Annotated in this window: 24 protein-coding genes; 15 read left to right on the top strand and 9 right to left on the bottom strand. The window is 66.8% G+C overall.

The window, feature by feature from the left end; translation table 11 throughout:
• Positions 1–49: 49 nt before the first annotated feature.
• The 6 genes from BN2156_RS05290 (at position 50) to BN2156_RS05265 (ending at position 6,729) form a co-directional block, all read left to right on the top strand.
• A complete protein-coding gene (locus tag BN2156_RS05290; protein WP_090511011.1) occupies positions 50–415 on the top strand; it encodes a VOC family protein in 366 nt (121 codons plus the stop codon).
• A 119-nt stretch (positions 416–534) separates the two neighbouring features.
• Positions 535–1,665, top strand: a complete 1,131-nt coding sequence (locus BN2156_RS05285) for a nitronate monooxygenase (RefSeq protein ID WP_090511009.1) — start codon at positions 535–537, stop codon at positions 1,663–1,665.
• Positions 1,662–2,054 (top strand): hypothetical protein, encoded by a 393-nt coding sequence (locus BN2156_RS05280; RefSeq protein WP_308207910.1) that lies wholly within the window; start codon positions 1,662–1,664, stop codon positions 2,052–2,054. Before BN2156_RS05285 ends, BN2156_RS05280 begins: the two co-directional genes overlap by 4 nt.
• Before the next feature lie 165 nt (positions 2,055–2,219).
• Positions 2,220–2,786 (top strand): TetR/AcrR family transcriptional regulator, encoded by a 567-nt coding sequence (locus BN2156_RS05275; protein ID WP_090511007.1) that lies wholly within the window; start codon positions 2,220–2,222, stop codon positions 2,784–2,786.
• A gap of 38 nt (positions 2,787–2,824) precedes the next feature.
• On the top strand, positions 2,825–5,074 hold the full coding sequence (locus BN2156_RS05270; protein WP_090511005.1) for a molybdopterin-dependent oxidoreductase: 2,250 nt from the start codon (positions 2,825–2,827) through the stop codon (positions 5,072–5,074).
• A 374-nt stretch (positions 5,075–5,448) separates the two neighbouring features.
• Positions 5,449–6,729: a cytochrome P450 gene (locus BN2156_RS05265; protein ID WP_090511003.1), complete on the top strand. Its 1,281-nt coding sequence runs from the start codon at positions 5,449–5,451 to the stop codon at positions 6,727–6,729.
• Here the strand turns inward: BN2156_RS05265 and BN2156_RS05260 are convergent.
• The gene (locus tag BN2156_RS05260; protein WP_090511000.1) at positions 6,650–7,006 is read right to left on the bottom strand and encodes a hypothetical protein; all 357 of its coding nucleotides are present in this window, start codon (positions 7,004–7,006) and stop codon (positions 6,650–6,652) included. The genes BN2156_RS05265 and BN2156_RS05260 overlap by 80 nt on opposite strands.
• Before the next feature lie 146 nt (positions 7,007–7,152).
• On the opposite strand from BN2156_RS05260, the gene BN2156_RS05255 reads away from it, so the two are divergent.
• Genes BN2156_RS05255 through BN2156_RS05245 form a run of 3 tightly spaced genes read left to right on the top strand, consistent with a single transcriptional unit; the run spans position 7,153 to position 9,314 of the window.
• Positions 7,153–7,887, top strand: coding sequence for a helix-turn-helix domain-containing protein (locus tag BN2156_RS05255; RefSeq protein ID WP_090515506.1), 735 nt, complete (start codon positions 7,153–7,155; stop codon positions 7,885–7,887).
• 51 nt (positions 7,888–7,938) lie between these two features.
• On the top strand, positions 7,939–8,661 hold the full coding sequence (locus BN2156_RS05250; protein ID WP_090510998.1) for a FadR/GntR family transcriptional regulator: 723 nt from the start codon (positions 7,939–7,941) through the stop codon (positions 8,659–8,661).
• Positions 8,658–9,314 carry a sterol desaturase family protein gene (locus BN2156_RS05245; protein ID WP_090510995.1) on the top strand — a complete coding sequence of 219 codons (657 nt, stop codon included), beginning with the start codon at positions 8,658–8,660 and terminating at the stop codon, positions 9,312–9,314. Before BN2156_RS05250 ends, BN2156_RS05245 begins: the two co-directional genes overlap by 4 nt.
• Here the strand turns inward: BN2156_RS05245 and BN2156_RS05240 are convergent.
• Complete coding sequence (locus tag BN2156_RS05240; RefSeq protein ID WP_090510991.1) at positions 9,295–10,074, bottom strand: L,D-transpeptidase; 780 nt, start codon at positions 10,072–10,074, stop codon at positions 9,295–9,297. The two genes, BN2156_RS05245 and BN2156_RS05240, sit on opposite strands and share 20 nt — an antisense overlap.
• Positions 10,075–10,249: 175 nt before the next feature.
• Complete coding sequence (locus BN2156_RS05235) at positions 10,250–11,671, bottom strand: DUF7159 family protein (protein WP_235625210.1); 1,422 nt, start codon at positions 11,669–11,671, stop codon at positions 10,250–10,252.
• Positions 11,672–11,883: 212 nt separating this feature from the next.
• On the opposite strand from BN2156_RS05235, the gene BN2156_RS05230 reads away from it, so the two are divergent.
• Positions 11,884–13,341: a peptide MFS transporter gene (locus BN2156_RS05230; RefSeq protein WP_090510986.1), complete on the top strand. Its 1,458-nt coding sequence runs from the start codon at positions 11,884–11,886 to the stop codon at positions 13,339–13,341.
• Here BN2156_RS05230 and BN2156_RS05225 read toward each other — a convergent pair.
• A complete protein-coding gene (locus BN2156_RS05225) occupies positions 13,335–14,288 on the bottom strand; it encodes a threonine ammonia-lyase (protein ID WP_090510983.1) in 954 nt (317 codons plus the stop codon). The two genes, BN2156_RS05230 and BN2156_RS05225, sit on opposite strands and share 7 nt — an antisense overlap.
• Positions 14,289–14,387: 99 nt before the next feature.
• Here BN2156_RS05225 and BN2156_RS05220 point away from each other — a divergent pair, with 99 nt between their 5' ends.
• The 3 genes from BN2156_RS05220 to BN2156_RS05210 all read left to right on the top strand — a co-directional run bounded on the left by BN2156_RS05220 (position 14,388) and on the right by BN2156_RS05210 (position 15,516).
• On the top strand, positions 14,388–14,810 hold the full coding sequence (locus BN2156_RS05220) for an acyl-CoA thioesterase (protein ID WP_090510981.1): 423 nt from the start codon (positions 14,388–14,390) through the stop codon (positions 14,808–14,810).
• 128 nt (positions 14,811–14,938) lie between these two features.
• Positions 14,939–15,166, top strand: coding sequence for an Rv3202a family protein (locus BN2156_RS05215; RefSeq protein WP_090510978.1), 228 nt, complete (start codon positions 14,939–14,941; stop codon positions 15,164–15,166).
• A 17-nt stretch (positions 15,167–15,183) separates the two neighbouring features.
• Positions 15,184–15,516, top strand: a complete 333-nt coding sequence (locus tag BN2156_RS05210) for a hypothetical protein (RefSeq protein ID WP_090510975.1) — start codon at positions 15,184–15,186, stop codon at positions 15,514–15,516.
• Here BN2156_RS05210 and BN2156_RS05205 read toward each other — a convergent pair.
• From BN2156_RS05205 to BN2156_RS05195, 3 genes are all read right to left on the bottom strand, one after another.
• Complete coding sequence (locus tag BN2156_RS05205; protein WP_090510973.1) at positions 15,458–16,348, bottom strand: cytochrome c biogenesis CcdA family protein; 891 nt, start codon at positions 16,346–16,348, stop codon at positions 15,458–15,460. The two genes, BN2156_RS05210 and BN2156_RS05205, sit on opposite strands and share 59 nt — an antisense overlap.
• 9 nt (positions 16,349–16,357) lie before the next feature.
• Positions 16,358–16,837, bottom strand: coding sequence for a protein disulfide oxidoreductase (locus BN2156_RS05200; protein ID WP_090510971.1), 480 nt, complete (start codon positions 16,835–16,837; stop codon positions 16,358–16,360).
• A gap of 93 nt (positions 16,838–16,930) precedes the next feature.
• Entirely contained in the window at positions 16,931–17,812 is an 882-nt protein-coding gene (locus BN2156_RS05195) for a TIGR03854 family LLM class F420-dependent oxidoreductase (RefSeq protein WP_090510967.1), read from the bottom strand.
• A gap of 86 nt (positions 17,813–17,898) precedes the next feature.
• Here BN2156_RS05195 and BN2156_RS05190 point away from each other — a divergent pair, with 86 nt between their 5' ends.
• A complete protein-coding gene (locus tag BN2156_RS05190) occupies positions 17,899–18,315 on the top strand; it encodes a DUF6188 family protein (RefSeq protein WP_090510966.1) in 417 nt (138 codons plus the stop codon).
• A gap of 53 nt (positions 18,316–18,368) precedes the next feature.
• Here the strand turns inward: BN2156_RS05190 and BN2156_RS05185 are convergent, their stop codons facing one another.
• On the bottom strand, positions 18,369–18,836 hold the full coding sequence (locus BN2156_RS05185; protein WP_090510964.1) for a hypothetical protein: 468 nt from the start codon (positions 18,834–18,836) through the stop codon (positions 18,369–18,371).
• Positions 18,837–19,014: 178 nt separating this feature from the next.
• Between BN2156_RS05185 and BN2156_RS05180 the strand changes: the two genes are divergently transcribed.
• Positions 19,015–20,307 (top strand): cytochrome P450, encoded by a 1,293-nt coding sequence (locus tag BN2156_RS05180; protein WP_090510962.1) that lies wholly within the window; start codon positions 19,015–19,017, stop codon positions 20,305–20,307.
• Here the strand turns inward: BN2156_RS05180 and BN2156_RS05175 are convergent.
• Positions 20,300–20,686 (bottom strand): cupredoxin domain-containing protein, encoded by a 387-nt coding sequence (locus tag BN2156_RS05175; RefSeq protein ID WP_235625209.1) that lies wholly within the window; start codon positions 20,684–20,686, stop codon positions 20,300–20,302. The genes BN2156_RS05180 and BN2156_RS05175 overlap by 8 nt on opposite strands.
• Positions 20,687–20,744: the final 58 nt, after the last annotated feature.

The following is a 20,744-nucleotide window of genomic DNA, read 5'->3' as shown; positions in this document are numbered from 1 at the left end:
GTACATCAAGACGCCACCACGGTCGGCCAGTCGAGGCTACAAATGAGAGATGCCCGATACCGCGGATCCGACCGCGATCAAGGACGTCGCGGCCGTCATCGCCACCTCCGGATTCGCGGTGGCGAAGGCCTGGTACAGCCGCCTACTCGGCCGCGAACCTGATCTGGAACCTGTTATCGGGGTGGCCGAATGGCAGTTGACCGCGACCGCATGGTTACAGGTCGTCACCGACCCGGCCCGGGCCGGGCGCTCGGCAGTGCGCTTCGGCGTCGATGATCTGGACAGCACCGTCGCCCGCTTGCACGAGGATGGGGTGCCGACCGGAAAACCACAGGTGATCGCCGACATGGTCGCCGTCATCGACGTCACCGATCCCGATGGAAATGAAGTTTCCTTCGTCGCCGAACTCGGATGAATCTGCCGGGTCGCGTCCCAAACCGACCGGGCGTGGTACTAAACTAGAACACGTTTCACTTCTGTCCGGGTCGCACCGACCGAGGACTCCCAAAGCGCACCGCCACTAAGGAGCTCAAGATGCATACCGCACTGTGCGACGAGCTCGGGATCGACGTCCCGATCTTCGCGTTCACCCACTGCCGCGACGTCGTGGTCGCCGTCAGCAAGGCCGGCGGTTTCGGCGTGCTCGGCGCCGTCGGGTTCACCCCCGAGCAGCTCGAGATCGAGCTCAACTGGATCGACGAGCACATCGGTGACCACCCCTACGGCGTCGACATCGTGATCCCGAACAAGTACGAGGGCATGGACACCAACATGTCCGCCGACGAACTCAAGGGCATGCTGCAGTCCCTGGTGCCTCAGGAGCACCTGGACTTCGCCAAGAAGATCCTCGCCGACCACGGAGTGCCGGTCGACCACAGCGACGACGACGCTCTGCAACTGCTGGGCTGGACCGAGGCCACCGCCACGCCTCAGGTCGAGATCGCGCTGAAGCACCCCAAGATGACGCTCATCGCCAACGCACTGGGCACCCCGCCGAAAGACATGATCGACCGCATCCACGCCGAAGGGCGCAAGGTCGCGGCGCTGTGCGGATCCCCCTCGCAGGCCCGCAAGCACGCCGATGCCGGCGTGGACATCATCATCGCCCAGGGCGGCGAAGCCGGCGGCCACAGCGGCGAGATCGGTTCGATCGTGCTGTGGCCCCAGGTGGTCAAGGAGGTGGCCCCGGTTCCGGTGCTGGCGGCCGGCGGTATCGGCAGCGGCCAGCAGATCGCCGCGGCACTGGCGCTCGGCGCCCAGGGCGCCTGGACCGGATCGCAGTGGGTGATGGTCGAGGAGAGCGAGCACACCGAGCAGCAGCACGCCGCGTATGCCAGGGCCACCAGCAAGGACACCGTGCGCAGTCGCTCGTTCACCGGCAAGCCGGCCCGCATGCTGCGTAACGACTGGACCGAAGCCTGGGAGAACCCGGACAACCCGAAGCCGCTCGGCATGCCGTTGCAGTACATGGTGTCGGGCATGGCCGTCGCGGCGACGCACAAGTACCCCAACGAGAGCGTCGACGTCGCGTTCAACCCGGTGGGTCAGGTTGTCGGTCAGTTCAAGAAGGTCGAGAAGACCTCCGCGGTGATCGAACGCTGGGTCCAGGAATATCTGGAGGCGACCGGCACGCTGAACTCACTCAATGAGGCCGCCGGCGTGTGATTGAGGCCGCCGGCAGCGGGTTCCTGATCGCCGTCCTCTGGATGGACCTGATCTTCGACGTCCAGGTCCTACCGCACCGCAGGTCGGCCGAGATACCGGAACCCGCGCTGGCGTCCATCGCGGGCTACTACCGCCGCGCGACCACCACGTCGCGCCCGATGAGCCTGCTGATCGCCGCCGTCATGGTGATCCTGTTGGCGGCATTGACCTTTCACGCAGTCGAGGGCTCCGACCCGGCATGGCTCACGGCCGTGTTCGCGGTGCTCGCCGCCGGCCCGGTGCTGCTGCCCTGCTGCGCACCCTGCCCAACGCGGTGGCCCTGGGCTCGCGCCGGGACAGCCCGGCCGACCAGACCCGGTTGGCCCGTTCCGTGTGCCGCGACCACCTGATGTGCCTGACAAGCATGTCCGCGTTCCTCACCCTGTGGCTGGTGAGCGCCTGACGGGGCCGTCGCTCAAGCGCTGAAACCCCGACAACCCAGCGTCGCCCACCGGGATAGACCCATGCCCAACGGTTATGTATGGTTACATACATAACCGACGAAGGGTTCGATCGTGACCAGTCCCCGCGAGCGCATGGTGGCCTCCGCCGCGCTGCTGATCCGGGAGCGCGGCGCGCACCCGACCGCGATCGCCGACGTACTGGCCCACAGCGGCGCACCCCGCGGTTCGGCGTATCACTATTTCCCCGGCGGACGCACCCAGCTGCTCTGCGAAGCCATCGACTATGCGAGTGACCAGGTGGCCGCCCGGATCGACAAGGCCGACAGTGCCATGACCTTGCTCGACGCCATGGTGGCCGGTTTTCGTAAACAACTGTCCGCCACCGGCTTCCGGGCCGGCTGCCCGATCGTTGCGGTTGCCGTCGAAGCGGGAGAATCCGGTGCGACCGAAACCGGGGCGCTCGACCGCGCCGGGGCGGCCTTCACCCGCTGGACCGGGCAGATCACCCGACGGTTGCAGGACGACGGGATTCCCGCCGAGCGCGCCGAGGAACTGGCGATGCTGATCATGACCGCGATCGAAGGCGCGGTGGTGGTGGCCCGGGCGACCCGCGACGTCAAACCGCTCGACCTGATCCACCGTCAGCTGCGTGCGCAACTGACGTCCGAAACCTCCTGACCCTTCCGGGCCCGGAAGCCCACCGAAAGGATTCCGCCATGACGGTCGACCAGTGGCAGCCCACCGCCTGCATCCTGTGCGAGTGCAACTGCGGCATCGTGGTCCAGACCGAGGGCCGGTCGATCACCAAGATCCGCGGCGACAAGGATCACCCGGCATCGCAGGGCTACACGTGCAACAAGGCACTGCGGCTCGACCACTATCAGAGCAACGCGAACCGCCTGACCTCGCCGCTGCGGCGTCGCGCCGACGGCAGCTACGAGGAGATCGACTGGGATACTGCCATTTCCGAGATCGCGGCGGGATTCATGGCCATCAGGGACAGTCACGGCGGAGACAAGATCTTCTACTACGGCGGCGGTGGCCAGGGCAACCATCTGGGCGGTGCCTACAGCGGTGCGTTCCTCAAGGCGATCGGGTCGCGGTACCGGTCAAATGCCCTGGCGCAGGAGAAGACCGGTGAGGCGTGGGTCGACGCGCACCTCTACGGCGGCCACACCCGCGGCGAGTTCGAGTACGCCGAGGTCTCGGTGTTCGTGGGCAAGAACCCGTGGATGTCGCAGAGTTTCCCCCGGGCCCGGGTGGTCCTCAACGAAATCGCCAAGGATCCGGACCGCGCGATGGTCGTCATCGACCCCGTGGTCACCGACACCGCCAAGCTCGCCGACTTCCATCTGCGCGTCCGGCCGGGCACCGATGCCTGGTGCCTGGCGGCGATGGCCGCGGTGCTCGTGCAGGAAAACCTCTGCGACGAGGGATTTCTGGCCGCCCACGTCAACGGTGTGGAGCCGGTCCGGGAAGTGCTTCGGCAGGTGCCGATCAGCGACTACGCCGAGCGGTGCGGCGTCGACGAAACCCTGCTGCGCCAGGCCGTGCGCCGCATCGCCGCGGCCGGCAGCGTGGCGGTGTTCGAAGACCTCGGCATCCAGCAGGCCCCCAACAGCACACTGTGTTCGTATCTGAACAAGATGCTGTGGATCCTCACCGGGAACTTCGCCAAACGCGGTGGGCAGCACCTTCATTCGTCGTTCGCACCGCTGTTCGGCTCGGGCGGGGTGGGCCGCAGCCCCGTGACGGGCGCTCCGGTGATCGCGGGTCTCGTGCCGTCGAACGTCGTGCCGCAGGAAATCCTCACCGACCATCCCGACCGGTTCCGGGCGATGATCGTCGAGAGCAGCAACCCGGCCCACTCGGTGGCCGATTCGTCGGCGGTGCGTACCGCACTCGAATCGCTGGAGCTCCTGGTGGTGATCGACGTCGCGATGACCGAGACCGCACGCTTGGCGCACTATGTGCTGCCCGCGGCCAACCAGTTCGAGAAGCCCGAGGCGACGTTCTTCAACCTGGAATTCCCGCACAACAACTTTCACCTGCGCCACCCGTTGTTCGATCCGCTGCCCGGAACCCTGCCCGAGCCGGAGATCTGGGCTCGCCTGGTGCGTGCCATCGGTGCGGTCGACGATGCCGAGCTGCAGCCGCTGCGACGCGCGGCCCGCGAAGGACTGGATGCCTATGCCGCGGCGTTCCTGGCCGCGGTGGGCGCCAACCCGGCGTTGGGCCGGGTGTTGCCCTACGTGCTCTACGAGACGCTCGGGCCGGTCTTGCCGGACGGCCTGGCGGGGGCGGCCGCACTGTGGGGCCTGGCCCAGAAGACTGCGATGACCTATCCCGAGGCGATGCGCCGCGCCGGGCACGACGACGGCAACGCCTTGTTCGAGGCGGTCCTGGCCGGCCGGTCCGGGCTGACGTTCACGGTGCACGAGTATGCGGACGACTTCGCCCTGATCGGCCACGCCGACCACAAGATCGCGTTGGACATGCCCGAGATGCTCGAGGCTGTGCGGGCGCTGCCGGCCAAGCCGTCGGCGCTGACCACGGCTGAGTTCCCGATGGTGCTCTCGGCCGGGGAGCGGCGCGCCTACACCGCCAATGACATCATCCGGGACCCCGGCTGGCGCAAGCGAGACGCCAACGGCGCCTTGCGGATCAGCGCCCACGACGCCGAGGCGATCGGGCTGGGTGACGGCGACCGGGCCAGGATCACCACGGCGTCGGGCAGCGCGGAGGCCACCGTGGAGATCAGCGACGCGATGCTGCCCGGGCACATCTCGCTGCCCAACGGGTTCGGCCTCGACTACACCGACAGCGACGGACAGGCCGTCGTCCCCGGCGTCGCACCCAATGAGCTCACGTCATCACAATGGCGCGACGAGTACGCGGGCACCCCATGGCACAAGCATGTGCCGGCCCGGGTCGACCGCATTCCGGTCGACAGCCTGCCGGCCTGATCAGCTGGCCCGGCCCGTCAGGGCAGCGGCGCCGCCGGGGCGGGCGCGGGCGGCACACCCGGAGTGCCGGGATCCGCGGCTGCGGCGCCGGCCACAGTCAACGCAATGACGGGTCCCGATACACAACCCGCCAACACGGTCCCGAACCTTCGGATATCGACTCGCATACTCGGTGGCCTCCTGCTGTTGCTTCAGGGACAGATGGTAACGCTGAGCGCATCGTTGTGCTCGTCCAACCGTTACAGCGCACGTATCGGAACACGTTCCAATACCAACGATGTAGGAGTTTCCGAAACCCGCTCCATGGGGCCCCACCTGTGGTGTAGCAATGGGCTTACGCCACTACACAACGTCGTCGCGAGGAGCGCCACGCCATGCCGACTCTGAACCTTCCCCCTGGTTTCGATTTCACAGATCCTGACATCTACGCCGAACGCCTGCCGGTCGAGGAACTCGCGGAGATGCGCAAGCTGGCCCCGATCTGGTGGAACGAACAGCCGGTCGGCCAAGGCGGCTTCGACGACGGCGGATTCTGGGTCGTCACCAAGCACAAGGACGTCAAAGAGGTGTCACTGCGCAGCGACGTGTTCTCCAGCCAGGAGAAGACCGCCCTGCCCCGCTATCGGGAGGGCACCGTCCAACAGCAGATCGACCAGGGCAAGTTCGTGATGCTCAACATGGACGCCCCTCACCACACCCATCTGCGCAAGATCATCTCGCGCGCTTTCACCCCACGTGCGGTCGAACGCCTGCGCGCAGACCTGGCCGAGCGGGCCCGCAAGATCGTCGAGACGGCGGCAGCCGAAGGATCGGGCGACTTCGTCGAGCAGGTGTCGTGCGAACTGCCGCTCCAGGCGATCGCGGGTCTGATGGGCGTGCCGCAGGAGGACCGCAAGAAGCTGTTCGACTGGTCCAACCAGATGGTCGGCGACCAGGACCCGGAGTTCGCCTCGAACGATGCCATCAGCGCCTCGGTCGAACTGATCATGTACGGGATGCAGATGGCGGCCCAGCGGACGAAGAATCCCGGCGACGATCTGGTGTCCAAACTGCTGGAGGCCGACGTGGAGGGGCACAAGCTCTCCGACGACGAGTTCGGATTCTTCGTGATCCTGCTCGCCGTGGCAGGCAATGAGACCACCCGGAATTCGATCACCCAGGGAATGATGGCGTTCGCCGATCACCCCGACCAGTGGGAGTTGTTCAAGCGGGAGCGCCCGGGCACCGCCGCCGACGAGATCGTCCGGTGGGCCACCCCGGTGACGTCATTTCAACGCACCGCGTTGCAGGACACCGAATTGGCCGGCGTACCGATCAAGAAGGGGCAACGGGTGGTGATGTTCTACCGCTCGGCGAACTTCGACGAGGAAGTCTTCGACGACCCGTACACCTTCAACATCCTGCGTGATCCCAACCCGCACGTGGGGTTCGGCGGAACGGGCGCGCATTACTGCATCGGGGCCAACCTGGCCAGGATGACCATCGACCTCATCTTCAACGCGATCGCCGACGGGATGCCCGACCTGACGCCGATATCGGCACCGGAACGGCTCAGGTCGGGCTGGCTCAACGGCATCAAACACTGGCAGGTTGATTACCGCACCGGCGCTGAGGGGAAGTCTTCCGTGCCGCATCGGGTTTCGGATAATCGATGATGGACCGCCAATAGTCTTCCGGGATCTCGCTATTGGACCGCAGCACGATCGCCAGACCGGTTGCCATCGCAATGCCCAGCAGCCCGAGCCACAGTCCGGCGACCGCGATCACGATCCACAGCACCGCTGTCACCACCGGCCACGGCGATGCCCACGCGAGCACCGGAGCGAAGAAGAAACCGAACCCGACGTAGGCCGCCGACCCGGCACGGTCGGCGGCCATCACGAAATGCAGCCAACGTGGAATCGACGGGGACGACTGAAACGGCTCTTTCATTTCTGCCTCCTTAACGGGGTCCCCTCCACGGTGGCCCGGCAGGGGTAACGGTCGCAATTACCCCTGAAGTAGTGGTTATCTCGCCCCAGCTGGGTGAGACTCGGGTGGTGACGAGTGCGACGACCCAGACACCGATCGGCTCACTGATGCGCGACTGGCGGTTACGCCGTCGCATCAGCCAACTCGATCTGGCCATCGAGGCCGACGTTTCGGCACGCCACCTCAGCTTCATCGAGACCGGGCGGTCGGTGCCCAGCCGCGCCATGGTGCTGCGCCTCGCCGAGGCGCTGGAGGTGCCGCTGCGCGACCAGAACCAACTGCTGCTGGCGGCCGGACTGGCGCCGGTCTACGCCGAACGAACGCTGGAAGATCCGGAGATGACGGCCGTACGCGACGGCGTGACCCGAGTGCTGGACGCCTACAATCCATTTCCCTGCGTGGTCGTCGATCGCACCTGGAACCTGCTGCAGGCCAATGCCGGAACCGCCGTCATGCTGGACGGCGTTGCGCCCCACCTGCTGACGCAGCCCAATGCACTGCGGATCACCCTGCATCCCGAGGGCATGGCGCCGCGCATCCGGAACCTGGCGGAATGGCGCCACCACCTGATCAGCCGGCTGCGCCGCGAGGTCACCGTGAGCGGCTCGGCCGAACTGACCGATCTTCTCACCGAGGTCGAGGCCTACCCGGGAGGCATGGAACCGGTCCGCGATCTCGGCGGCGTGGTCGTGCCACTGGAGATGACCGCACCCGACGGCACCTTGCTGACCTTCCTGAGCACCGTCACCACCTTCGGCACCGCGCTCGACCTGACCGCAGCCGAACTGAGCATCGAGGCGTTTCTGCCCGCGGACGCACCGACCGCAGCAGCCTTGCACTGAACACTGGTCTTACCACTTGACCTCTGACCGCCAGATGGGCACCATGGGGGTATGGCCCTACAACCGGTGAATCGCCGATCCGTACCCGAGGACGTCTTCGAGCAGATCGTCTCCGAAGTGCTCAGCGGCCAGATGCAGCCCGGCGAACCGCTGCCCAGCGAACGCCGCCTGGCCGAGGTACTCGGGGTGTCCCGCCCGGCCGTGCGTGAGGCGATCAAGCGGCTCACCGAGGCCGGCCTGGTCGAGGTCCGGCAAGGTGACTCGACCACCGTCCGGGACTTCCGCAAGCACGCCGGCCTGGACCTTCTCCCCCGATTGCTTTTGCGCGCAGGGGAACTCGACGTGAGCGTGGTCCGCAGTATCCTGGAAACCCGACTGCACAACGGCCCCAAGGTTGCCGAACTCGCCGCCGAGCGCGCCCCGGCGGAACTGATCACACAACTCGGCCACACCGTGGACGCGCTGGCCGCCGAACCGGATCCGGTGGAGCAGCAACGCCAGGCACTCGCGTTCTGGGACCTGATCGTCGACGGCGCCGATTCCATCGCATTCCGCTTGATGTACAACACCCTTCGGCAGACCTATGAGCCCGCACTCCCGGCGCTGGCGACCATGATGGCCGCCGAGGTCGGCCGTCCCGACGCCTATCGGCGGATCGTCGCGGCCATCGGAGCTGGTGACCCGGCAGCTGCCCGCCACGCCGCCCGAGACCTGCTGGAGCCCGCCACAGTCGCGCTGATGGGCGCCCTGGATGCCCTGGAGGAAACCCGATGACGCGCAACGCATTCACATTGGGCGACGCCGCACGAGAATTCCTCAGGCACCCCTCCCCCTGGATGATCGGCACCGCACTGATCGTCAGCGTCGTGGCCCGGGGCGCCGTCGGGGACTGGCAACTCACCGACGCGCTGGTGCCCGCGGTGATGCTCGCGGCGTTCCCGTTCTTCGAATGGCTGGTTCATGTGTTCGTACTGCACTGGAAGCCAAGGCGGTTGGGGCCCATCACCCTGGATTCACTGCTGGCACGCGACCACCGCCTGCACCACATCGACCCGCGTGACATCCCGCTGATCTTCATACCGTGGCGGGCGCTGCTGTGGATCCTGCCCGTCGCAACGGCCGTCGGTCTGCTGGCGTTCCCCCGACTGGGCCTGGGGCTGACGTTCCTGTCGGTGCTGACCGTGCTGGGTCTGTCCTACGAGTGGTGCCACTACCTGATCCACAGCGACTACAAGCCGAAAACCCGTATTTACCGGGCAGTTTGGCGCAACCACCGGCAGCACCACTACAAGAACGAGCACTACTGGTTCACGGTCACCACCGCCGGAACCGCCGACCGGGCCCTGGGCACCTACCCCGACCCGGCGACGGTACCGACCTCACCGACGTCGAAGAACCTGCACGCGGCTATGCCTGCACCACAATAGGATCGCCCACGCTCACCGTGTTGAAGTACCAATCGGCATTGTCGGGGCTCAAATTGATGCAGCCGTGGCTGACGTTGGAGTATCCCTGCGATCCCACCGACCAGGGCGCTCCGTGCACATAGACCCCTCCCCAGGTCACGCGGACCGCGTCGTAGACGGTCAGCTTGTAGCCCTCGGGGTCGCTCAGCGGAATTCCGATCGTGCGTGAATCCATCACCACGACAGGCTCTTTGCCCAGTGCGCTGAAGGTACCGATCGGAGTCGGGAACTTGGGCTTGCCCATCGACGCGGGCATCGTGCGAGCGACCACACCATCGATGCTGACGGTGAAGGTGTGGGCACTGATGTCGGCGACCCCGAGCACCTCGGCCCCGGTCTCAAAGCTGGTCTTCGCACCGCCCGCGGTGACCGAGATCTTTGAATGAGCGGGCCACAACTGGTCCGGCTTCCACTGCATCACATCGTCACTGAGCCAGGTGAACTTGCCCGTCGGGGTGTCCGGTGAGCTGATCCGCAGACTGCGCTGCGCCGCGCCCCGATCGGTCACCGGGCTGTCGAAAGTCACCGTCAGCGGCATCGCGACACCGACCACCGAACCCGCGGCAGGCTCGATCGTCGCTGCCGGCTCCGGCGTGCTCACTGCGGCCGATGCGACGTTGACCGTGCTCGCAGCGGCCAAGGTGGCCACACCAATCGCCGCAAACACTTTCAGTATCGACGCTCGAATGGTTCCGGAGGACGTCGATGGGGCGCTCAGCATTCCACCAGTGTAGGTGCTCACCGGGACTGCACCTTTTAGGCGCAGCGTGACGGCGGAAGAACGGTGGCGGCGGTAGCGCGAACAGTTGCCCATGGTGAACACATCGACACGGCATGTCAGAACGTTTCACCGCAAGCATCGGTGCCCTACGCCCGCCTCAGCAACGTCACAGAGCTCAGGGAGTGGGGGGAATCGGTGCCTGCGATTCGGGCGCGGGCGCGACCACCTCCGGTGCGGGCGGCACCGGCTCGGGTACGGGTGCGGGTGCGACCGGCTCCGGTGCGGGCGGCACCGCCTCGGGTGCTGGAGCCTGCGCGGCCGTCTGCTGTATCGGTGCCGCCTCTTGCGCCGCACTCGGTGGAGGCGGTGCAGGCGGTGGGGGCGCAACCTCGGGGGCCGGAGGCGGCGGCGTTTCCGCTGTCGGAGACGGCGCCGCAGACACCGCAGGCTCTCCCGGCGGCTGTAGTCCCGCCTCGGGCGGTGGTGCACCGGGAATCTGCTCGGGCACCGGCGCTGACAGTTCCGGTGGGACACCCAACTGCTCAGGGCCAGGAGGCACGAGTTGCTCGCCCGGCACCGGTACGGGCTCGGGTGCGGCTGGAACACCCTGATCGCCGGTGTGTCCCGGTCCGGCGTCCTGAACCACGGGTTCGAGAACGGGCGGGACTTCGGCCGCCGGGGCAGACGGTAGCGGGACCGCGGAGGTCTGTTGCACCGAGGCCGAGTCACCCGACGTACTCACCACCGGACGCGTGCTCCGGTGTGGAGTCGGCTCTGAACCGGGCAGCAACTGCTGCCCGATGGCCAGCGCCAGCGAGACGCCGAAAGCCAGGACTCCGCCGACCAATATCGCCAACGGCGTCAATTGTGTAGCGGGCCAGCGCCAACCAGTCGGGGCCACGCCGTCCTCGGCTGCGCGGCGGCCCCGTCGCGCCGAGGCCAGCGCGGCGCCTCTGGCCAACGGCAGTCCGGGTTCAGCAGGTGTGAAAACCGGCACCTGCAGTGCCTGCTCCAATTTCGGCAGCACGGAGTCCAGGTCAACGGCGGATCCCACGACCACCAGCGCATCCGGCCGCGGATCAGCCGCCTCGAAGATGTCGGACAACCAGGCGGTCAGGCCGGCCACCGTCTCGATGCCCCGGCTCACCGAGGTCTGCACCGGATCGCTTCCGCCCACCGTCATCGCCTGCACGACATCGGGTTCCAGGACGCATACCGCCGTGGTGTCGAAACCGACGATGCCGGCGACCCGTCGCGCCAATGCGTCGGTCGCTTGGGGCAACCGCAGTGGCACCACCTGGCCGAATCCGGCTTCTTCGAATTTCTTCAGCAACACCGCGGCCTCGGCAGCCGCCCCCGAACTCCAGGTGACACCGATCGTCGTCAGCCGCAGACCACGTTCTGCCGCAACCCTTTCGGCACGACCAACCGCCTTGACCACGTCGGCGCAGATGTCATCGGTTCGCGCGGGCGCCAGGCCGCGGATGTCGAAGGCGTCATGGTCGACGGTCGCCCCGTCGGCCTCGCTGCCCTCGACCAGGACCAGACCGACGGTGGACGGTGTCAACGAAACACCGAGCACCGCGTCCACATGCACCCCCGAAAAGTGTGGCCGTCGTCCTTACGTTTCACGGTGACATTACCGGGTGGCAGTATCGCTTCTCTCCCCTGCACCGCCGATGCGCCGGCACCCAAGGGGTACGAAATGTGCTGTGCCGCAGAACACCCAGTACACAACGACGTATCGGTTTGCCATCGCCGAAGGCGAAATCCGGCCCGCGGGCTGTTTGCGTGGCAAGGTTACGGCCCATGCAGCAAGTGCGAGATTCTCCACGCCACCGCGCGTTCTTCGGCCATCCCATCGGGCTGGCCAACCTGTTCGGGGTGGAGTTGTGGGAGCGCTTCTCGTTCTACGGGATGCTCACCATCCTGGGCTACTACCTGTACTACACGGCCGCCGACGGAGGCCTGGGGTTACCGAAGAGCACCGCAACCGGCATCGTCGGCGCCTACGGCGGACTCGTGTACCTGTCCACCGTCCTGGGCGGCTGGGTCGCCGATCGGCTGCTGGGCATGGAACGCACGGTGTTCTACGGCGGGGGGGGCGTGATGGCCGGCCACATCGCACTGGCCGCCGTTCCGGGGCTGGCCGGCGTCGGGTTCGGCCTCGTCCTGATCGCCCTGGGATCCGGTGCGCTCAAGGCCAACGCGTCGTCCCTGCTGGGCACGCTCTACGCCCAGGACGACCCGCGCGCCGACGGTGGCTTCACCCTGTTCTACCTGGGAATCAACCTGGGTGCCTTCATCGGACCGCTGGCGACCGGATTGCTGCAGAGCCACGTCGGCTTCCACTACGGGTTCGGCACCGCGGCCGTCGGCATGGCGCTGGGGCTGACGCAGTACGTGCTGTTCCGGCGCAATCTCGGGAACCACGGACGCGTCGTGGCAAACCCGTTGCCGCGCCGAGCAATCGGCAAGGTCTTCGGCATCGTCGTCGCACTGGTGGTGGCCGTGGCCGCACTGTTCATGACGCACCTGGTCAACCTGGCCAACCTGTCGCAGTTCACCACCGGCGTGATCGTCGTGGCGTCGGTGCTGTACTTCGCGGTGATGCTGACCAGCGCCAAAGTGTCCGACATCGAACGTATCCGGGTGCGCGCATTCATCCCGCTGTTCATCGCCAACGCGGTGTTCTGGTCACTGTTCCAGCAGACCTTCACGGTGCTGGCGGTCTATTCCGACGAGCGGGTCAACTGGTCGGTGTTCGGCTGGAGGGCACCGTCGAACTGGATCGGGTCGATCGAACCCGTATGGATCATCCTGCTCTCACCGTTGTTCGCGCTCATGTGGACCCGGCTGGGCAACCGCGCCCCGACCACTCCGCGCAAATTCGCCTACGGGGTGATCGGCATGGGCGTGGCATTCCTGCTGTTCCTGCCGATGGCACCGACCACCGGCAGGGTGGTGCCCGCACTACTGGTGGCCGGCATCATGGTGGTGTTCGCGGTGTCCGAGCTCCTGCTGTCGCCGATCGGCCTCTCGGTGACGACAAAGCTTGCGCCAGAGGTATTCCGAGCCCAGATGATGGCGCTCTTCTTCTTCTCGGTCGGCCTCGGCACGGCGATGTCGGGAGTGCTCGCGCAACGCTACGATGCGGCGCACGAGTTCGCATACTTCGGGATACTCGGCGCGGTGGCGATCCTCGTCGGTGTCGTCGTCCTGCTGATGTCACCGCGGATCAGCCGGCTGATGGAAGGGGTTCACTGACGTTCGGACAGGATCTCGGCCAGCACCGGCGGCTCGATGTTGCCGCCTGAGACGATCACCACGGCCGGCCCGGGCGGTGTCGCCGCCTTGCGGTAGCCCGCCAACGCCACCGCGCCGCTGGGTTCGGCGACCAGGTGTGCACGGTGGGCGAGTTCGGCTACCGCCGAACGGATCTGGTCTTCGGTTACCGTGATGACATCGTCGATCACCCGCTGCAGGTGGGCGAACGTCAACGCTGACGGAGTGGAACGCAACCCGTCGGCGATGGTCCGGTTGCGTTGCGCCACAGACCAGTCCACGCGGTGGCCGGCCGCCAGCCCCTCGGCGGTGTCCGCGGCGAGTTCTGGCTCGACGCCGAAGATCCTGGCCTGCGGGCACAACGCACGGATCGCGGTGCCCACTCCCGAGGCCAGCCCACCACCGCTGATCGGGATGAACACGGAGGCCACATCGGGCAGATCCGTTGCGATCTCCACTCCGATGGTGCCTTGGCCGGCAATCACGTCGGGGTGGTCGAAGGGTGGTATGAGCACACCACCGGTGCTCTCGACCAGCTCAGCGGCGACCGATTCGCGCTGCCCGGCTCCACACAGCACCACCTGGGCTCCGTGGCCGCGGGTGGCCTGAACCTTCACCTTCGGAGTTTCCTCGGGCATGACGATGTGGGCCGGCACGCCGAAGGCGGCGGCCGCATACGCCACCGCCTGAGCGTGATTGCCACTGGAATAGGCCACCACTCCCCTGGCCCGGACCTCGGGACCGAGCCGGCCCAGCGCATTGAAAGCACCGCGGATCTTGAAGGCTCCGATGGGTTGCAGGTTCTCGGGCTTGAGCCACAACGGGCGATCAGGCTCTCCCCACCCGGCCGCCAGCAGCGGGGTCCGCACGATGTCTGACTCGATCCGCCGGGCGGCGGCCTCGATGTCGTCGATGGTCACCAGCTTCACGACTCCCAGTCTCTCCTGCGGACGGGACCGGTGAAAGCCCGGGGCGCCGTGTCGCCTACTAGCGTGGAGCCGCAGACCCGCCGGCCTTGGAGTGTTCACGTGACCCAGTACAGCTTCGGAATCGTTCCGCGTTACGCCGAAATCGACCAGCAGGGCGTGGTGTTCAACGGGCACTACCTCACCTGGTTCGACGAGGCCTGCACCGGGCTGTTCGACCACCTCGGGGTGAGCTATCCGGATCTGATCGCCGGTGAACTCGATATGCAGGTGGTACATACCGAGATCGATTTTCGGGCACCGGTTCGCTGGCGGGAGAAGGTGCGGATCGCGGTGGGGTGCGAGCGCATCGGTACCACCAGCTTCACGCTGGGTTTCACCGTCCTGGGCACCGACAGCGCCGGCGACGAGCAGCCAAGGGTGTGCGGGAGCAACGTCTACGTCGTGGTGTCGACCAGCGACTGGGCCAAGCGCCCCGTTCCCGACGCTGTCCGCGATGCGCTCAATACCGTTGCCGGTCAATGAACCTCCCCAGCTCGCCGTGCCGATGCGCCCGCTGGCGCGCCGAACAGCTGGCAATTTCGCGTTGAAACCCCAGTTCTCGCGTAGCACAATCGGTATGGACGGTGACGCCGGTCGACTGAGGGGGCAATATGACGCACGCCAGCCGTGGCGGATTCGATGATGCCGGACTCGGTGACGATGCGCCCGAGGCCGATGTGGTCGAACAACTGATACCCGTCGGTGTCGATGACGAGGACGACGCGATGTCGGTCCTGCGGCGGGTGCGGATCTCGACCGACGTCGAAGCCACCGAAGCCGATCTGATCGATCAGGCAATCGTGGTGCCGCTGGACGACGAATCGGATTTCGATCGCTGAAAGAAAGGACGACCGGCATGCGCCTGCCCGATGCGCTCGACAGCGTCACCGCTGACATCGCGACGACCTCACGGGTGTTCGGTGACCCGTACGTGACGCCCGACGGGGCGACGGTGATACCCGTCAGCAAGGTCCGGCACCGGGCTGACAGCGGGCGGTCCACTTCCAGACCGCTGGGGATTTTCGTCATCAAGGACGGCAAACCCACGTGGGTTCCGGCCGTGGACAACACCCGGATCGCGCTGATGGGTGAACTCATCGGTTTGGTGGCTGCGACATTGGCCACGGCCGCTATGGTGCGTCGTCCACCGTGGCCCGATGTGCGTGGCGAGTTCTCGCGGCGAATCTGACCCGCCACACACCGAGCGCCACCAGTACCAGCAGGGCGAGCACCCAGGGCCAGGCCCCGTGCCGGTGCACCCATCCGGCAACCGCACCCTGCACGCGCCCGGCAGCCGCGATCACGGGGTCACTGGGATCGCCTGCGGCGCTGAACAATTGAATCTCGTACCAGCCATAGTAGGCGACATAGGCGCCGACAGCGATCAGCAGGGCTCCGCTGATGCGGCTGATGTAGGGCACGACGCGGCGCAATCGGTCGACCACCACCGAGCCCGCCAGGGCCGTGGCGACCGCCAGCACGCCGACGATGAGCGCGAAACCCGCGGTGTATGCGGCGAAAACGGCCAGCCGGTGCAGCGTCGTGTTCGATCCCAGCGTCGCCCCGGTGACGGCCAGGAACGGTCCCACCGTGCACGACAGTGACGCGATCGCGTACCCCACGCCGTAGCCGGCCATCGACCCCAGCCGCGCGGTCGGCGCCCAGCCGGTGCGGCCGGTCACGGCGCCGGGGAGCAACAACGCGAGCCGGCGCCCTGCCAGTAGCCAGACGCCGAGAACGATCAGAACACCGCCGATGATCAGCGTGACATAAGGCAAATAGCGCTGGACGGTGCTCGCCGCGGCGACGGTCAGCAACCCGAAGGTTCCGAACACCGCGACGAACCCGGCGGTCATCACCGCGGTGGCCAGCAGCGCCCGCCCCACCGCGCTCAGCGGGCCGCGCGGCGAGGCACCCCGCACCACCAGCGCAAGGTACCCGGGCAGCAACGCGAAACCGCAGGGGTTGAGTGCCGCGACGAGCCCGGCGCCGAACGCCAACCCCACCAGGTTGTCTGGCACGCCGGGTGACTAGCTCTTCAGGGCCGCAACCCGATCGGCCAGCTCCTGCTGTGACATCGCCGACGTCGGGTTGTTGACGAACGTGGACGACCCGTCGGCCCGGTAGAAGACATAGGCCGGTTGCCAGGGCACGTTGTACCGGGCCCAGATCGACCCGTCGGCGTCATTGAGGTTGGGGAAATTGAGGTTGTACTTGTCGACGAACCCCTGCATGGCCCCGACATCGGAGTGTGCCGCCACGCCGACGAAGCTGACCTGTGGATTGGCCGCGGCGACCTGGCTCACCGAAGGTGCCTCGGCATTGCAGAACGGGCACCACGGCGTCCAGAACCAGAGCACGGCAGGCCGACCCGCCAGACCCGCCCCGTTGAACGGGGCGCCGGACAGTGTGGTGCCGGTGAACTGCAGCCGATCGTCGGCGGCCGCCGTCGGCGCCGCGACCAGTGCGAATACGATCGCGAGCGCACAAAACAGGCCTCTCATCCTCATGACGGTCTCCTTCGCTCCAGGCGCGGCACAAGCGTGGCCTGCGCATACCCCCTATCACGGCGGATGACACGTCGGAGTTCAAAAGCGGCAGCTTCAGGTCTGCCGGGGCAGCAGTTCAGCGGTGAACCGGTCGAGAAAGGCACCGCGGTCGGTCCGACCGGCCGCCCTGATCACGAACTTGGTCAGGCCCGCGGCCAGATAGCCGTCGATCTGGCGGTGCAGTTCGGGCCAGTCGGCGGCGACCAACTGCTCCGGGTCGACGTCGGGTCTGCGGCGGCGGACCGCGGCGAGCACCTCGGCGGGAACCGCGCCGTCTCCGACGGCCAGGCTGATGCCGTAGTGGTCGGGCTCGATGATCCGGCCTGCGGCAAACGCTTCGGCTTCGATGCGCCGGCGGGCCGCAGCCGCCTCGTCGGGAGTGAGGAAACTGCCCAGCCACCCGTCGCCGTATTTGCCGATGCGGGTCAGCGCCGCCGGGGCCGACCCGCCCAGCCAGATGTCGATCGGGTTGGCCGGCAGCGGCTGTACCTGCGCGGAGCGGACACTGAAGTACTCACCCTCGAACGACACGTCGGCGCCGCCGAGGGCCGAGCGCAGCAGGTGCAGCGATTCGTCGAAGACAGCGGCCCGACGTCCGTCGGGAACGACGAAGACGTCTCGCTCGGCGGGCAGGGCCGAATGGAGACCGAACACCGGCAGCACCCGCTTGGGTGCCAGAGACGCCAGCGACGCCAATTGTTTGGCCACCAGCACAGGATGGCGTCCGGGCAGGATCGCGACAGAGGTTCCGACCTTGAGCCGCCTGGTACGAGCCAGCGCATAGGCCATGCCGACGAACGGATCCACTGCCGGTGTGTAGACCAGTTCGGAGAACCACAGCGAATCGATCCCGGAATTCTCCAGGTGATCGATGATGCCGCCCAGTTCATCGGGGGACGTCTCGGCGCCGAGCCCCACCCCGAATCGGACCTTCACGAGCGGTGTCCCATGCCATCCATGCCTGGCGTAACAACGGGACGGCGCCCCTTGTGCCCGGTCGTCCGGCGGTTCAGAGTAAAACAATGAGCGAACAATGGATTCAAGGGTGCTTGGTCCAGCGGATCATGTTTCGTGATGGCCTGGTGCTCAACCTCGACGACTACAACGAACTGGTCATCTCGGTTCCGCTGGAACTGACTCTTCCGGCGATCGGTACCGACGATTCCGAAGTGATATCGCTCGACCCGCGCGGACTGCGCAACGAAGTCCGCCCGCTGTTCGATTTCGCCGGCCAGCGCTGCACACATGCCGATTGGGAGGACGACGGCAGCCTCCACCTGTGCTTTTCCGACGGTCACCGGATCGATGTCCGGCCCGACGAGAGCCAGACCTCGTGGGAGCTGTACGGGAAGTACCACGGCTACGCCGCATGCCTACCGCATGGTCGGGTCCGAGTCGTCCGCCACGATCAGGAAGAGTCCGATCAGGACGGCGAATAGGGCCCGCGCGAGCGGCTGACCGGCATGCGGCGCGGCCGTTGGTACCTACCGGCTCAGCCCACACCAACTCCGAGGATCGGGATCCAGACGCCGAACAGCCACACGCCCCACTGCCGGAACCCGTTGTCCCACACCGGGTTCAGGTTGTAGCCCCAGTAGTTGATGGTCGGCGGAAGCGGGCCTCCCCGCCATTGGTACGGAGGCGGCGGGCCCCAGCCCCACGGCGGCGGGCCATTGCGGTCGTCCCACCAGTCGTGCCGGTTGTTCGCCCACCAGGGGCCCTTGTCATCCCAGTGACCGCGATTGTCGAAATCGCGCCCGGGACCGCGGCTGTCGAAATCGCGGTCGTGGCCGGGCGGCCCCCCGTTGCAGAACGGGAAGCAGTCGTCGTTACCGTGCCCCGGCTTGAGCGGAGCCGGCACAGCGGGCGAGGCCGACGCCACCGGAGTCCCCAACCCCGCAGCGCCCAGTCCCAACGCACCGGCTGCCAACGCAGCCGCGACGAACTTGGTCAGTTTCATACCTGCACCTCCTACAGTCGTGACCCCGGCGCCGGCCATCCCCCAATGGCCCGGCGCCGCAACGCCTATGCAACTCACCGTGGAGCGAGCGGCGAAACGTGCACCCCTGAGGGGTATCGCCGCGACGGATCCGAGCGTTACCCGTCGTCCCGGCGGCTCCGGACCCTACCCTGGCGGGGTGGGTATCGCACCGCGGGTCAATGGCGCACCTCCTCCCGAGGTACCACTCTCCGAGATCGATCTCGGATCCTGGCAGTTCTGGCGCGAAGACGACGACATTCGGGACGGCGCGTTCGCCGCACTGCGCCGCGACGACCCGATCTCCTACCACCCGGCCTGCGTCCTCGAGGGATTCCCGGAGAGCCCCGGTCACTGGGCAGTGACCAGGTACGACGACGTCTTCCACGCCAGCCGCCACCCGGAGATCTTCAGTTCGGCCTCCGGCATCACCATCGGCGACCAAACCGCGGAATTGGCCGAGTATTTCGGCTCGATGATCGTGATGGACGATCCCCGTCACACCCGCCTGCGCAACATCGTGCGCAGCGCGTTCACGCCTCGGGTGGTGGCCTTGATCGAGGACTCCGTCCGGGATCGGGCACGGCGGCTGGTCGCCGATATGGTGGCCAGAAATCCCGACGGAACCGCCGAGCTCGTCACCGAGCTCGCCGGCCCGTTACCGTTGCAGATCATCTGCGACATGATGGGCATCCCCGAGCCCGACCATCAGCAGATCTTCCACTGGACCAACGTGATCCTGGGGTTCGGCGATCCGGATCTGACCACCGACTTCGACGAGTTCCTGCGGGTGGCGATGGACATCGGCGCGTATGCCACAGCGCTGGCCGACGAGCGCCGCGCAGTGCCCACCGAGGACCTCACGACGAGCCTGGTGCAGGCCGAGGTCGACGGCGAAAGGCTGACCTCGGCGGAGGTCGCGTCGTTCTTCATCCTGTTGGTGGTCGCGGGAAACGAGACCACCCGCAACGCCATCAGCCACGGCGTGCTGGCCCTCACCCGGTTTCCCGAGCAGCGCCAGATGTGGTGGTCACGGTACGCGGAGCTGGCGCCCACCGCAGTGGAGGAGATCGTGCGCTGGGCATCGCCGGTGAGCTATATGCGGCGCACGGTCACCCGGGACACGGTGCTCGGCGGAACCGAGCTGCCGGCCGGGGCCAAGGTGACGCTGTGGTACGGATCGGCGAACCGCGACGAGTCGAAGTTTGCCGATCCGTGGATGTTCGACGTCACCCGTCATCCCAACCCACACCTCGGATTCGGCGGTGGCGGTGCTCATTTCTGCCTCGGAGCAAACCTGGCGCGTCGCGAGATCACGGTGGCGTTCGAGGAACTGCAACGTCAACTGCCCGACATCTTCGTGACCGAGGAGCCCGACCGGCTGCAGTCACAGTTCATTCACGGCATCAAGCGCATGCCGGTGGCCTGGTCCACCCGCTCAGCGACTACTTGACTGTCAGCGTGCCCAGCATCGCTGGGTGATAGAGGCAATAGAACGCGTACTCCCCCGGCTCCTGCGGCGCCTTCAGGGTCGCACGGCCCTTGCCGTCGACGTGGACGTCGAACAGGCCCTTGGTCCTCGATGTCACCGAATGCTCGACCTCGTCGTTGTTGACGATCGTGATCTCGGTGCCCGGCGCGACCGGGCCGAGGGAGCCGAATCCCATGCCCTCGATCGCGATCACCGGCCCGCTCGGTACCGGCGTGGCGGGGCTGGCCGTGACGGTCTCGGAGTGCTGGGCGTGTTCGCCCGGCGAATTGGCTTGCCCGCAAGCCACACTCGCTCCGGCAAGCAGGAACATCGATGCGATCACCGCTGCGAATCGAAACACGTGAGCCCCCTGAGGTTCGTCGTGACCGCAGCCAATTATCGGCCCCACCGCGCCACGA

The organism is Mycolicibacterium neworleansense, assembly GCF_001245615.1.
Lineage (GTDB): Bacteria > Actinomycetota > Actinomycetes > Mycobacteriales > Mycobacteriaceae > Mycobacterium > Mycobacterium neworleansense.
The sequence above is the reverse complement of the archived record's forward strand: the minus strand, read 5'-3'. Positions and strand labels throughout refer to the sequence as shown.